Raw genomic sequence first — 13,305 nt, 5'->3', positions numbered from 1 at the left:
GAACCATCGATTCCATCCATATAGGACCGAAATTAAGACGGTCGTCGCCCGGGCGTCACCGGGACCGGTGTTGTCGACCGCGACCCGGCTGTGTTGTGATGTGGGGCCCCGGCGACGCGACGATGCCGGCGGGGACGGTCGACATGAGCGGGTGAAGGTGCCGACAGACCTGGTGACGGGCGAGATCGTCCACGCACCGTTTCAGGGAGCGAGGTCGGCGACCGCGCCGCTCACCTGGGGGCAACGGTCGATGTGGCGCTCCCCGGCCGACCTCGCGGGCCAGGGCATCTTCCTCCACCTGCCACGCCGCATCAGCGTCCCGTCCCGCGCCCCGGCCGACGTACCGGCCGTCGCCGCCGCCCTCGGCGCGCTGGTCGGCCGGCACGAGTCGCTGCGTACCCGGATCCGCCCCGTCGACGGCGAACCCGTCCAGGTCGCGGCCGAGCACGGTCGGCTGCCGCTGCTCGTCGCCGACGGCGGCGACGACCCCGACGGCGGCGCCGCCACCGCGCGCGAACTGATGGACCGGCTCGGTGCCACCCCGTTCGACCTCGCCGAGGAATGGCCGCTGCGGGTCGCCCTGGTCGTCGTCGACGACCGGGTACGGCACCTCGTGATCGTCTTCAGCCACGGCACCGTCGACTTCCACGGCGCCGAGATCGTCCTGCGTGACCTGCGGCAACTCCTCCTACGCGGCACGGTGTCCGGTCCCGCCGGCCTCCAGACGATCGACGTCGCCCGCCGCGAGGCCGGCCGGGAACGGCACCGTTCCACCCGGTCCGTCGCCCACTGGAGCGACGGCTTCCGGCGGCTGCCGGCGAGCATGTTCGACCCGGTCGGGCCGGCGCTCGAACCGCCGTACCGGCAGGCGCTGCTGACCTCCGAGGCGCTCGACCTGGCCACCCGCCTCGTCGCCGGCCGGCACCGGGTGAGCACCTCCACCGTCCTGCTCGCCGCGACCACCGCCGTCGTCGCCGCCCGGCAGGACGCCGCCACCTGCGGCGTGCTCACCATGGCCGGCAACCGGTTCCAACCCGGGTACGGCGACGCCGTCGCCAAGCTCAACCAGATCGGCCTGTGCGTCGTCGACCTCGCCGACCGCCCCGACTTCACCGCCCTGCTCCACCGCACCGCCGCGGCGGCGCTGGACGCCTACCGGTACGCCTACTACGACCCGCTGGCACTCGACCAGGCAATGGCCGACCTGGGCCACAATCCCCGGACGGTGCTGGAGCCGTACTGCTATCTCAACGACATCCGGCTGCCCCGCCACCCCGGCTTCGTCGGCCCGGCCCCGGACGAGGCGACCGTGCGTACGGCGACCGCCCGTACCACGATCACCTGGCTCGACCCGCCGCCGGCGTTCCTGTGGCGGTGCCGGATGCAGGTGATCGACGTACCGGGCGCGCTCGGTGTGGTGCTCACCGTCAACACCCGCTACCTGCCACCCGGACCCGCCGAGGAGTTCCTGCTCGACCTGGAGCGGCTGCTGGTCGAGGCGGCCTTCCGCGACGTCCCCTGGCCCTGGTCCGCCGGCCAGCGCCCGGCCGCCGCCTGACCGGCACCACGCCGGTCGGCGATCACCCGGCCGGACGCGGTGGTCCACCGCGTCCGGTCCGTCGAAGTCAGGCCGCGGGCGCCGACGGCGGCTGGAGGATGCGGATCGAGTTGCCGAACGGGTCCCGCACCCCGAAGTCGGTTCCGTACGGCCGTTGCGTCGGCTCGTCGGTGATCTCCACGCCCCGGTCCCGAAGCGTCTCGAACGTCTTCTGTGCGTCGTCGGTGGTGAAGCCGAGCGTCCCGCCGGTCGCGCCCTTGGTCACCAGCTCGCGGACCTGGTCGGCGGTCGCCGGGTCGAGGCCGGGCGGACCGGGCCGCTCCAGCAGGATCTGCCGGTCGGTTTCGCCGGGTACGCAGACGGTGAGCCAGCGCATGAAGCCGAGGTCCTCGTCGGTGTGGACCGTCAGGCCGAGCTTGCCGACGTAGAAGTCGAGCGCCTCGTCCTGGTCGAGTACGTAGATCTGGGAGAGTCGGATGCTGTTCAACATGCTGTTCACGCTATTGGCCGGTCGCCGGCCGGCGCTTCTCCGAAACTGCTCGGTCGCATCCAGCGCCGGGTGAAGCAGGTCGGCGCGGCGGTCACGGCGGCCCGCGCCCGGTAGGCGCTCGGCGACTCGCCGACGATCCCGTGGAAGGTCCGGCTGAACGTGCCGAGGCTGCTGAAGCCGACCGCCATGCAGATGTCGGTGACGCTGCGGTCGGTTTCCCGCAGCAGCGACATCGACCGTTCCACCCGGCGGCGCTGGAGGTAGCGGTGCGGGGTCTCGCCGAACGTGGCGCGGAAGGAACGGATGAAGTGCGCCTCGGAGACCAGGGCGATCCGGGCCAGCGCCGGGATGTCCAGCGGTTCGGCGTACGACCGGTCCATCGCGTCGCGGGCGCGCAGCAGCCGGCGGTTGGTCTCCTCGACGGCCCGGCTCATGCCCTGATCAGACCACAGGCACGGCGGTGCGGGCCGACCCGGCCGGGCCGGCCCGCACGACGGTCAGCGGATCTCGACGATCAGGACCTGGGCGTCGCGGACGAGTTGCGCCCGTGGCCCGGGGGCGTTGAGGGTGTTGGCCTGGTTGAGGAAGGTGTCCAGGGCGGCGACCGCCCCGGCCCGGTCACCGGCGGCCAGTGCGGTCGCCACCCGGTCGAGGCTGCCGGTGAGCTGTCCCGCCCTGGTGGCGGAGATGGTGCCGGCGGCCGCGTAGCCGTCGACCAGCGCCCGCAGGTCGGCGACCGACGTGGTGGTGGTGAACCGGACCGTCCTCGTGGTGGTGTTGCCGGCCCGGTCGGTGGCGGTGACGACCAGGGTGTGTTCGCCCGGCGGGAGGTCGGCCAGCCGGATCGTGCGGCCCCGCCGGATCTCCCGGTCGTCGAGCCGGGCCAGGTTGGTGTTGCCTGCGACGCCGGAGGTGGTGTCGGTGACCGTCCAGTCCGGGGTCAGGGTGCCGGAGTTGCCGTACGACGCACCGTCGGTGATCCCGCTGACGTCGACCGTCGGGCCGGTCCGGTCGACCCGTAGCCACAGCGAGCGCTGCCGGCTGGTGTTGCCGGCCCGGTCGACGGCCCGGTAGAGCACCTGGCCCTTCACGTCGCCGATGGTGGCGGTGCCGTCGGCGGCCGCGTCGATCCAGGTGGTGCCGCCGTCGACGGAGTGCTGCCCGGTCCACAGCCCGGCGGTCAGTCCGGCGTACGTCAGCGTGACGTCGCCGGTGTACCAGCCGGCGGTCGGCTCCGGCGGGGACACCGTCGCGGTCACCGTCGGTGTGGTCTGGAACTGGATGCCGCGGACGAACAGTTCCGGCTGGGTCTGGCCGGTCCAGTCGGCGACGAAGTACAGGTCGTGCACGCCGCCGGGGTTGCGCACCGGGGCGCCGAACCACTTGTAGACCCGGTTGGACAGCGAGGTCGATCCGGTGCCGGGCACGTTGGAGAAGGTGGCCACCACCGGCCCGGTCGGCGAGCCGGCCCGGACGGTCAGGTTGACCCCGGGCAGGCGGGTGGCGAACTCGACGTTGAGGTGGGTGATCCCCGCGACGTTGATCCGGGGAAACATGAACCAGTTGCCGGTGCCGGGCACGAAGAGCTGCCCGGTGTAGAGGCCGACGCCCTCGCCCTTCTGGTACGTCGAGGCGGCGTACTGGCGCGGGTGCAGGACGATGTCGCCGGAGCCGGTCAGCGCGGGGGCGCCGGCCACCCCGCCGCCGTCGGTGTAGCTGGCCTCCAGCACGTGGAAGACGTACGCGCCGGGACCGTGCGAGGCGTCCCGGCCGGGCACCAGCACGCCGGTGCAGTCGGCGTTCGGGGTGGCCTCGGCCATCGGGTGCCCGTGGCTGTTGTGGCCGAGCTGGTACGCCACCTTGATCTTCGTGCAGTCGATGACGCCCTCCTCGGCGTCGGTGGCCCTGACCCGGAACGGCAGGTTCTCGCCGAACTCGGCCCAGCCGCCGTCGACGGGCGTCTCGATGGTGACGACCGGCCGGGTGTTGCCGGCGACCACGGACAGGTTGGCGATCGACTCCGCGCCGCCGGAGTCGCGTACGGTCACCCGGGGCTGGAACTCGCCGGCGGTGGTGTAGGTGTGGGTCGCCACGGCGCCGGTGGCGTCGGCGGTGCCGTCCCCGTCGAAGTCCCAGGCGTACGTCAGCGCGTTGCCGTCGGGGTCGGTGGAGGCGGACGCGTCGAAGCGTACGGTCAGCGGCAGCGCGCCCGAGTCGGCGCTCAGCGACGTGCTCACCAGCGGCGCCCGGTTGCCCTCGACGTAGTCGATCCGGTAGATGCCGGCGTCGTCGTTGCTGGCGCCCCAGCCGTTGCCGTACTCCAGCAGGTAGAGACTTCCGTCCGGGCCGAACTCCATGTCCATCGGCTTGCGGAAGTCGAGGTCGGGCAGCAGTTCGTGCATCTGGTACGGCGCACCCTGCGCGTCGAAGCCGGTCGTCTGGATCCAGTCGGTGGTCCAGTCGTAGAGGAACCGGCGGCCGTCGAACCACTGCGGGAACTTGGTGGTCGACGGGTTGTCGGCGTCGTAGTGGTACATCGGGCCGGCCATCGCGCCGCCGCCGAACAGTTCGGGGAAGTACTCCTGCCTGTCGTACGTGTAGTAGATCGTCGATCCCTTGATCGGCGGCAGGTTCACCAGGCCGGTGTTGTTCGGCGAGTCGTTGACCGGGGCGTCGCAGTCGAACCACGGGCCGGGCTTGTCCTCGACGTAGTTCCAGTCGTTGTACGGGACCTTGTTCATCGTGCAGTACGGCCAGCCGTAGTTGCCGGGGCCGTCCATCAGGAAGACCTGGACGTGCCCGGCCGGGCCGCGTTCGGGGTCGGGCAGCACCGCGTCAGGTCCGTAGTCGGCCATCCAGAGCCGGCCGGTCGCCGGGTCCCAGTCGCCGATGGTGAACGGGTTGCGGAAGCCCATCGCGTAGATCTCGGGGCGGGTCTTGTCGGTGCCGACCGGGAAGAGGTTGCCCTCCGGGATGTCGTAGCCGCCGTCGGCCTTCGGGACGATCCGCAGGATCTTGCCGTTGAGGTCGTTGGTGTTCGCGGACGTACGCTGGGCGTCGCCGTTCGCCTGGCCGGGCCGCTCGTCGGTGCCGGGGAAGCCGCGCGAGGCGCAGCAACTGGTGTTGTCACCGGTGGCGATGAACAGGTATCCGTCCTCGGTGGCGAGCAGGTCACCGGCGCTGTGCCCGCCGCCCACCCCGCGCGGGTGCGGGATGTCGATGACCAGTTTCTCGGAAGCCGGGTCGAGCGTGTTGTCGGCGCCGAGGGTGAACCGCGACACCCGGGAGATCCAGGTGGTGTCCCACTGCGGGGGCGAGAAGTGCAGGAAGAGGTGGCCGGTCTGCGCGAAGTCGCGGGCCAGGGCGAGCCCGACCATGCCGAGTTCGCCGGTGACGCGGACCGGTACGGAGCCGGCGACCACCGAGTTGCGGGTCTGCGGATCCCAGACCTTCACCCGGCCGTCGCGTTCGATGTAGACGACGCGGCCGTCGGGGGTGACGGACAGTCGCATCGGTTGGGTCAGTCCGGTGTTCTCCAGGAGCACCTTCTGGAAGCGCTCGTCCGGTGGCGGTGGGTCGTCGTGCGGGCCGGGGTGTGCGGTCGCGGCGGCGGCCGGCAGTAGGGCCGCGAGCAGGACCGATGAGGTCAGGGCCGCCAAGAGGCGGCGTCGTCCGGGCATGGCTCTCCGATCGAGGGGAAGGGGGCGATCCCGGGTGCCACGCCGGGATCCGGACTCCTCGCAGGGACGCCGATGCGAAAAGTAAGGTTCCTTTCGAACTCACTTTGGTTCACCGGGAACCAAAGTGGTGATCAATCTAGGAGAAGTTTTCGGTCGTGTAAACAGGCCGCGGCCCGATATCTCCGCACGCCGTACCCTCGTCAGGACGGAACCGGCGGAGCGGACGCCCCTCCGGTCGTCGTCCGGCGTCACACTCGGGGGCAACAGAGCGATGGCACCACCGTCGGAGCAACTGGACACGCTCGTGGCAGTGCTCGACCTCGTACGACAGGGCGCGCGCACCCGGCCCGAGCTGGTGCAGCGCACCGGACTCGGCCGCAAGGTCGTCACCCAGCGGGTGGTCCAGCTGGCCGACTCCGGGCTCGTCGCCGAGGGCGACTACGGGCCCTCCACCGGCGGCCGGGCCCCCCGCGAACTGCGGTTCCACGCCGACGCCGGACACCTGCTGGTGGCCCAACTCGGGGCGACCAGCATCAGCGTCGGTACGACCGACCTCGCCGGCCGCCTGCTCGACGAGCGGCACGAACCGGCCCGGATGTCCGACGGGCCCGACGCCGTGCTCGGCCGGGTCGAGGAACTTCTCGACGGACTGCTCGCGCGCCGGCCCGCCGGCGGGCCGCGGATCTGGGGTGCCGGGATCGGGGTCCTCGGCCCGGTCGACGCGGCCACCGGGGCACCGGCCGAGTTGCCGGTCCTGGTCGACTGGGGCGGTTACCCGGTCCGGGACCGGCTCGCCCGCCGGTACGGCGTACCGGTCTGGGCCGACAACGAGTGCAACCTGATGGCCCTGGGCGAACTGCGCGCCGGGCTCGGCCGGGGATGCCGCGACCTGATCCTGGTCAAGATCGGCACCGGCATCGGCGCCGGCCTGATCTGCGACGGCCGGCTGCACCGCGGCGCCCGGGGCGCGGCCGGCGAGGTCGGCCACGTCCGGGTCGATCCCACGTCACCGGTCCGCTGCTGGTGCGGCCACACCGGCTGCCTCTCCGCCCTGGCCAGCGGACGGGCCCTGGCCAGGGCGGGTACGGCCGCCGCGGCGGACGGGCGCAGCCCGCACCTCGCCGCGGTCCAGGCCGCCGGCGGCGGGATCGGCGCCGCGGACGTCATCGCCGCCGCCGCCGAGGGCGATCCGGTCGCCGTCGACCTGATCAACCAGGCCGGTGGCTGGGTCGGGGTGATGCTGGCCGGGCTGGTCAACTCCCACAACCCCGACCTGGTCCTGATCGGCGGTGGCCTGGCCACCGCCGGCGCCCCGCTGCTCGCCGCTGTCCGGCGGGCGGTCTACCAGTACGCGCTCCCGCTGGCCACCCGCGGCCTGCGGATCGAACTGTCCCTGCTCGGTGACCGGGCCGGCCTGGCCGGCGCCGCCGTCATGGTGGCCGACAAGCTCTTCTCCCGCCGCCGGCTGGGACTCTGGATCGACGCCGCGACCCCGTTGGGGCACGCCGACGAGATCCACGCCGTGGTCTAGCGTCCCGGCAGGCAGGCGGTCGCGCCCACCCGGCGGACCAGCTCGGGCAGGACGGTGCCCAGCGGCGCGTCGACCGTCAGCGTGGCGCACCCGTCGCTCCGGGTCGGGCCCTGGTTGACGATCGCCACCGGGATGCCGAGCCGGTCGGCCCGGATCACGAACCGGCGGCCGGACATCACCGTCAACGACGAGCCGAGCACCAGCAGCAGCCGGGCCCGTTCCACCAGCTCGAAGCAGTCCCGGACCCGGCCCGGCGGCACCGTCTCGCCGAAGAACACCACGTCGGGCTTGAGCATCCCGCCGGCGCAGCCGGCACAGTCGACGGTGCGGAACCGGGCCACGTCGTCGTCGCCCAGCTCGACGTCACCGTCCGGGTTGACAGCCAGCGCCCGCCCGGCGAACTCCGGGTTCGCCGCCCGCAGCCGCCCGTCGAGTTCCTCGCGCGGGCCGGCCGCGCCGCAGCCGAGGCAGACCACCCGGTCCAGGTTGCCGTGCAGTTCGACCACCGATCGGGCCCCGCCGGCCTGGTGCAGCCCGTCGACGTTCTGCGTCACGATCCCGGTGACCACGCCGGCCCGCTCCAGGTCGGCGACCGCCCGGTGCCCGGCGTTCGGGGCGGCGCGGGCGATCGTCCGCCAGCCCAGGTGGCTGCGTGCCCAGTAACGCCGCCGGGCGTCCGGGTCGCCGGTGAAGGTCTGGTAGGTCATCGGGGTGTGCCGGCGGGCCACCCCGCTCGGCCCCCGGTAGTCCGGGATGCCGGATTCGGTGGACAGGCCCGCCCCGCTGAGGACGACGACGTCGCCGGTCCCCACCAGCTCCGTCAGGGCGTCGATCGGTTCGCTCACGCTCCCATGCTGCCTCACGTCCACGGGGTGTCGACGCCGTCGAACTCGTCGAAGACCAGCCAGGTCGTCGTGGACAGCACGCCCGGGATGCCCTGGACCCGCCCCAGGACCAGGTCGCGCAGGGCGGCGTTGTCCGGCGCCCGGACCAGCACCAGCACGTCGTGGTCGCCGCCGAGCAGCGCGGCGTGCTCCACGTAGCGCACCCGGGCCAGCGCCGCCGACACCTCCCGCCAGGTGTTCTGCTCGATCCGCAGCGCGATGTACGCCGACGTGCCCAGCCCGGCCGGCTCCGGCGCCACCCGGGCGTGGAAGCCGGTGATCACCCCGTCGCGGACCAGCCGCTCCACCCGCGCGTACGCGTTGGTCCGGGAGATGTGCAGCCGCTCGGCGAGCGTACGGATCGACGCCCGGCCGTCGCGGACCAGCGCGTCCAGCAGCCGGCGGTCGACGTCGTCCGGCGGCCGTGCCGTTCGTCCCGGTGCCGCGGTGACCTCAGTCTCATCTGCGGACATCTGGCTCATTGCGAGGGCTCCTGTCGGTCATCCGTCCCGCGTTTTCCGGCGAGGTTGAGGCAATCATCCGACAGCGTGAGCATAGGCCCACGCCGACCCAGGAGGTCCTGTGACCACGACACGACAGGCGGTCCGCGGGACAACCCCGCGCAGCCGCCGTACGGTCAAGCGGCCCGACCCCGCCGCCGCGCTGCTGCCCAGCCCCGAACCCGTACGCCTGCTCGACGAGACCGGCACCCTCGTCGGCCCCGCCGGCGACCAGCCGGACGTCGCGAAGCTCGTCGAACTGCACCGCCGGATGGTGGTCGGCCGCCGCTTCGACATCCAGTGCACCGCGCTGACCAAGCAGGGCCGGCTCGCCGTCTATCCGTCGTCGCGCGGCCAGGAGGCCTGCCAGGTCGGCGCGGTTCTCGCGCTGCGCCCCACCGACTGGATGTTCCCCACCTACCGCGAGTCGATGGCGCTGGTCTCCCGCGACATCGACCCGGTCGAGGTGCTGACCCTGCTGCGCGGCGACTGGCACTGCGGCTACGACCCGGCCGCGCACCGTACCGCGCCGCAGTGCACCCCGCTCGCCACCCAGACCGTGCACGCCGCCGGCCTCGCGTACGGCGAGGCCCGGCAGGGCCGCGACACCGTCGCGCTGGTCTTCATCGGCGACGGCGCCACCAGCGAGGGCGACTTCCACGAGGCGGTCAACTTCGCCGCCGTCTTCAAGGCACCCGTCGTCTTCTTCGTGCAGAACAACAAGTACGCGATCAGCGTCCCGCTGTCGAAGCAGACCGCCGCCCCGTCGCTGGCCCACAAGGGCGTCGGGTACGGCGTACCCGCCGAACAGGTCGACGGCAACGACCCGCTCGCCGTGCTGTCGGTCGTGAACGCCGCCGTCGCGCACGCCCGCGCCGGCCGCGGCCCCTACCTGGTCGAGGCGCACACCTACCGGATCGAGCCGCACACCAACGCCGACGACGCCACCCGCTACCGCACCGGCGACGAGGTCGAGACCTGGCTCGGGCGCGACCCGATCGCCCGGCTGGAGACGTACCTACGCGGCGTCGGCGCCCTCGACGACGCCGCGGTGGCGGCCGTGCACGACCGGGCCGAGGCGTACGCCGCCGACCTGCGCACCCGGATGGCCGAGGAACCGGCCGTCGACCCGCTCAGCCTCTTCGACCACGTGTACGCCGAGCCGACCCCGCAGCTGCGCGAACAGCGCGAGCAGGTCCGGGCGGAACTCGCCGCCGAAACCGAATTGGCGGCCGAGGCCGAGCTCGCCGGTGAGGGGGAGCGCTGATGGCGAAGCTCACCATGGCCAAGGCCCTCAACGCGGCACTGCGCGACGCGCTGGCCGACGACGACCGCGTCGTCGTCTTCGGTGAGGACGTCGGCCAGCTCGGCGGCGTCTTCCGGATCACCGACGGGCTGCTCGCCGACTTCGGCGAGGACCGCTGCTTCGACACCCCGCTCGCCGAGGCCGGCATCGTCGGCTTCGCCGTCGGCATGGCCATGTCCGGGCTGCGGCCGGTCGTCGAGATGCAGTTCGACGCGTTCGCCTACCCGGCGTTCGAGCAGATCGCCTCGCACGTCGCCAAGATCCGTAACCGGACCCGTGGCGCGCTGAGCGTCCCGATCGTCATCCGGGTCCCGTACGCCGGCGGCATCGGCGGCGTCGAACACCACTGCGACTCCAGCGAGGCGTACTACGCGCACACCCCCGGACTCAAGGTCGTCACCCCGGCGACCGTCGCCGACGCGTACTCGCTGCTGCGGGAGGCGATCGCCGACCCGGACCCGGTGGTGTTCCTCGAGCCGAAGAAGCTCTACTTCGCCAGCGCCGAGGCCGACCTACCGGTGCGGACCGAGCCGTTCGGCACCGCCGCCGTCCGCCGCCCCGGCCGCGACGCCACCCTGATCGCGTACGGCCCGTCGCTGCCGGTCGCGCTCGAGGCCGCCGAGGCGGCGGTCGCCGAGGGCTGGGACCTCGAGGTCGTCGACTGCCGCACCCTGGTGCCGTTCGACGACGAGACGGTGACCGCCTCGGTCCGCCGCACCGGCCGCTGCGTCGTCATCCAGGAGGCGCAGGGCTTCGCCGGCGTCGGCGCCGAGATCGCCGCCCGGGTGCAGGAACGCTGCTTCCACTCGCTGCACGCCCCGGTGCTGCGGGTCAGCGGCCTCGACATCCCGTACCCCGCGCCGAAGCTGGAGCACGTCCACCTGCCCGGTGTCGACCGGGTCCTCGACGCGGTGGCCCGCCTCCAGTGGGACGACCGCCCCGACCCCCGCTGGCTGCCGGCGGTGGCGGCATGAGCCGCGTCTTCAACCTGCCCGACCTCGGCGAGGGGCTGACCGAGGCGGAGATCGTCTCGTGGCGGGTCGCGGTCGGCGACACCGTCACCGTGGACCAGATCGTCGTCGAGGTCGAGACGGCCAAGGCGGTCGTCGACGTGCCGTGCCCGTACGCCGGCCGGGTCGTCGCCCTGCACGGGACGGCGGGGGAGAGCCGACCGGTCGGCCAGCCGCTGGTCACCATCGCCCCGCTCGACGTGGCCGGCGGTTCGCCGGACGCCGGTCTGCCGGGCGACGGACGGCCCGAGCCGCCCGGCCACGCGGCATACCGCGAACAGGAACGGGCCGGTTCCGGCAACGTCCTGATCGGGTACGGCACCGGCCACGCCCCGACCACCCGCCGACGCCGCCGCGTCGGCACGCCCGTCGGGACGCGCGTGGGCGCGCGCACCGGGGCGCGCACCGGGGCGCGCACCGGGCCGCGCGCCGATCAAGGGGAAGTCGTGGGAGATTCGTCCGTTCCGGGCGACGACTTCTCCTCGATCGACGCACTTCGGGTGCCGGACGCGGTCCGGGTGCCTGACGCCCGGGTCCCTGGCGTGGTTCGGGTGCTCGCCGCGGATGCCGGCGCGGGTGGTGGGGCACCGCTGGTGATCTCGCCGTTGGTGCGGCGGCTGGCCCGGGACCGCGGGATCGACCTGACGACCGTGCGCGGCACCGGGCCGGGCGGCGTCGTGCGCCGGGCCGACGTCGAGGAGGCGACCACTGCGGCGCCGGCCACTGCCGCACCGGCCGCCGCGGCGCCTGCGACCGCTACCCTCGCACCGGCCGTCGCGGCGCCGGCTGTCGGTGTCGTACCCGGGTCCGAGGACGACGTGGTCGTTCCGCTGCGCGGCGTACGCAAGGTGGTCGCCGACAAGCTGTCCCGCAGCCGGCGGGAGATTCCGGACGTGACCATCTGGGTCGACGTCGACGCCACCGGCCTGCTCGACACCCGGGCGGCGATCAACGCGGCGAACCCGGAGCAGCCGGTGAGCGTACTCGCGCTGCTGGCCCGGGTCTGCCTGGCCGGGCTGCGGCGCTACCCGGACCTGAACTCGCGCGTCGACACCGGACGTGGCGAGATCGTCCGCTCCGGCCGGGTGCACCTCGGCATCGCCGCGCAGACCGACCGCGGGCTGGTCGTGCCGGTGATCGCCGACGCCCAGCGGATGACCACGACGGAACTCGCGGCCGAGCTGGCACGTACGACGGCCGACGCGCGGGCCGGCACCCTGCCGCCGGCGCGGCTGACCGGCGGCACGTTCACGCTGAACAACTACGGGGTGTTCGGTGTGGACGGTTCGACGCCGATCATCAACCACCCGGAGGCGGCGCTGCTCGGCGTCGGTCGCATCGTCGACAAGCCGTGGGTGGTCGACGGGCAGTTGGCGGTACGCAAGGTCGGCCAGCTCAGTCTCACGTTCGACCACCGGGTCTGCGACGGCGGCGTGGCCGGCGGCTTCCTGCGCTTCGTCGCCGACTGCGTCGAACAACCGGCGGTCCTGATCGCCAACGTCTGACCCGGACGGGGCCGGCCCGCCCGGCCCCTGATGATCGTCTGCTGTTCCACCGTTCGACACGCCGTGCCCGAGGCTGCGGAACAGCAGACGATCACCGCGGCCGCGCCCCGCGAGACGGGGGCGCGGCGCGAGACGGGGCGGGCGTCGCCGGATACGTTGTAGCCCGGAGGCTGGAACCGTCGGGGGTGGATCGCGTGTCGCAGGTCGAGAAGATCACTGATGAGCTGCGGGCTCTGGCAGCGGGGGTCGAGGCGGCGCACAACCTGGCCGCGACGGCCGACAACCGGGCGCAGGAGGCGGCCGTACGGGCCACCGCCGCCGGGTTCATCGCGGTCGCGGCCGGCATGGCCCAGGTACGGTCCACGATCGGCAGTATCCAGAGTGGCCTGTCCGGCCTCGGGAAGACGTTCGGCCAGGCGGCGACGGCCTGCGCGGCCGTACCACGGCAGGCCTCCTCCGAGGAGACGATCTCGGTACTGGGGTCGGTGCAGGGGGAGCTGGCCACCGCCCGCGACACGGTGACCGCCACCGCCGGCCAGGTCGGCGAGGCGCAGCGACTGGTCGCGATGGTTCTGCGTGGCGGCGACCCCGGTCCGCTGCTGTCGGCGCTGGGCGGCATCCGGGAGGTGCTGGGCCAACTCGGCCAGCGTGTCGCCACCGCCGGCGAGCAGGTGACCGCCGCGATCGCGGAGGCCCGGCGGCTGGGCGCGGCGGGAAACTGACCGGGGCTGGCGGACCCACACCGGCCAGCCCTGCCGGCTCGACTTCACACCCGGCCGCCGGGGTGCCGTGGTCCCGGCCGGCGACCGGCGTTCCCGGCGGCAAACCGACCGGTCCCCGG

At 73.2% G+C, this 13,305-nt stretch carries 11 protein-coding genes; 6 read left to right on the top strand and 5 right to left on the bottom strand.

What is annotated here, in order from left to right:
• Window positions 1-151 precede the first annotated feature (151 nt).
• Window positions 152-1,558 carry a condensation domain-containing protein gene (locus tag Prubr_RS34380; RefSeq protein WP_212819629.1) on the top strand — a complete coding sequence of 469 codons (1,407 nt, stop codon included), beginning with the start codon at window positions 152-154 and terminating at the stop codon, window positions 1,556-1,558.
• A 67-nt stretch (window positions 1,559-1,625) separates the two neighbouring features.
• Here the strand turns inward: Prubr_RS34380 and Prubr_RS34375 are convergent, their stop codons facing one another.
• The 3 genes from Prubr_RS34375 to Prubr_RS34365 form a co-directional block, all read right to left on the bottom strand.
• Window positions 1,626-2,048 (bottom strand): VOC family protein, encoded by a 423-nt coding sequence (locus tag Prubr_RS34375; protein ID WP_212819627.1) that lies wholly within the window; start codon window positions 2,046-2,048, stop codon window positions 1,626-1,628.
• A 5-nt stretch (window positions 2,049-2,053) separates the two neighbouring features.
• Window positions 2,054-2,482 carry a helix-turn-helix domain-containing protein gene (locus tag Prubr_RS34370; RefSeq protein ID WP_212819625.1) on the bottom strand — a complete coding sequence of 143 codons (429 nt, stop codon included), beginning with the start codon at window positions 2,480-2,482 and terminating at the stop codon, window positions 2,054-2,056.
• A gap of 63 nt (window positions 2,483-2,545) precedes the next feature.
• Window positions 2,546-5,728, bottom strand: a complete 3,183-nt coding sequence (locus Prubr_RS34365) for a PQQ-dependent sugar dehydrogenase (protein ID WP_212819623.1) — start codon at window positions 5,726-5,728, stop codon at window positions 2,546-2,548.
• Window positions 5,729-5,999: 271 nt separating this feature from the next.
• Between Prubr_RS34365 and Prubr_RS34360 the strand changes: the two genes are divergently transcribed.
• Complete coding sequence (locus Prubr_RS34360) at window positions 6,000-7,259, top strand: ROK family protein (RefSeq protein ID WP_212819621.1); 1,260 nt, start codon at window positions 6,000-6,002, stop codon at window positions 7,257-7,259.
• Here the strand turns inward: Prubr_RS34360 and Prubr_RS34355 are convergent.
• Complete coding sequence (locus tag Prubr_RS34355; RefSeq protein WP_425517966.1) at window positions 7,256-8,122, bottom strand: NAD-dependent protein deacetylase; 867 nt, start codon at window positions 8,120-8,122, stop codon at window positions 7,256-7,258. The two genes, Prubr_RS34360 and Prubr_RS34355, sit on opposite strands and share 4 nt — an antisense overlap.
• Window positions 8,119-8,625 carry an Lrp/AsnC family transcriptional regulator gene (locus tag Prubr_RS34350; RefSeq protein ID WP_425517965.1) on the bottom strand — a complete coding sequence of 169 codons (507 nt, stop codon included), beginning with the start codon at window positions 8,623-8,625 and terminating at the stop codon, window positions 8,119-8,121. Before Prubr_RS34350 ends, Prubr_RS34355 begins: the two co-directional genes overlap by 4 nt.
• A 100-nt stretch (window positions 8,626-8,725) precedes the next feature.
• Between Prubr_RS34350 and pdhA the strand changes: the two genes are divergently transcribed.
• The 4 genes from pdhA (at window position 8,726) to Prubr_RS34330 (ending at window position 13,186) form a co-directional block, all read left to right on the top strand.
• Window positions 8,726-9,910: a pyruvate dehydrogenase (acetyl-transferring) E1 component subunit alpha gene (gene pdhA / locus Prubr_RS34345; RefSeq protein ID WP_212819615.1), complete on the top strand. Its 1,185-nt coding sequence runs from the start codon at window positions 8,726-8,728 to the stop codon at window positions 9,908-9,910.
• A complete protein-coding gene (locus Prubr_RS34340; RefSeq protein WP_212819613.1) occupies window positions 9,910-10,923 on the top strand; it encodes an alpha-ketoacid dehydrogenase subunit beta in 1,014 nt (337 codons plus the stop codon). Before pdhA ends, Prubr_RS34340 begins: the two co-directional genes overlap by 1 nt.
• Window positions 10,920-12,464 carry a dihydrolipoamide acetyltransferase family protein gene (locus tag Prubr_RS34335; RefSeq protein WP_212819611.1) on the top strand — a complete coding sequence of 515 codons (1,545 nt, stop codon included), beginning with the start codon at window positions 10,920-10,922 and terminating at the stop codon, window positions 12,462-12,464. Before Prubr_RS34340 ends, Prubr_RS34335 begins: the two co-directional genes overlap by 4 nt.
• Window positions 12,465-12,658: 194 nt before the next feature.
• Window positions 12,659-13,186, top strand: a complete 528-nt coding sequence (locus Prubr_RS34330; protein ID WP_212819609.1) for a DUF6244 family protein — start codon at window positions 12,659-12,661, stop codon at window positions 13,184-13,186.
• Window positions 13,187-13,305 lie beyond the last annotated feature (119 nt).

Source organism: Polymorphospora rubra, assembly GCF_018324255.1.
GTDB classification, from domain to species: Bacteria; Actinomycetota; Actinomycetes; order Mycobacteriales; family Micromonosporaceae; genus Polymorphospora; species Polymorphospora rubra.
Note: the sequence above shows the minus strand (reverse complement) of the source record. Positions and strands in the feature narration are given on the sequence as shown.

Coding starts and splice junctions, on each gene's coding strand:
- Prubr_RS34365 (WP_212819623.1), bottom strand. CDS start 5,728: ATGCCCGGACGACGCCGCCTCTTGGCGGCCCTGACCTCATCGGTCCTG.
- Prubr_RS34350 (WP_425517965.1), bottom strand. CDS start 8,625: ATGAGCCAGATGTCCGCAGATGAGACTGAGGTCACCGCGGCACCGGGA.
- Prubr_RS34340 (WP_212819613.1), top strand. CDS start 9,910: ATGGCGAAGCTCACCATGGCCAAGGCCCTCAACGCGGCACTGCGCGAC.
- Prubr_RS34360 (WP_212819621.1), top strand. CDS start 6,000: ATGGCACCACCGTCGGAGCAACTGGACACGCTCGTGGCAGTGCTCGAC.
- Prubr_RS34370 (WP_212819625.1), bottom strand. CDS start 2,482: ATGAGCCGGGCCGTCGAGGAGACCAACCGCCGGCTGCTGCGCGCCCGC.
- Prubr_RS34375 (WP_212819627.1), bottom strand. CDS start 2,048: ATGTTGAACAGCATCCGACTCTCCCAGATCTACGTACTCGACCAGGAC.
- Prubr_RS34335 (WP_212819611.1), top strand. CDS start 10,920: ATGAGCCGCGTCTTCAACCTGCCCGACCTCGGCGAGGGGCTGACCGAG.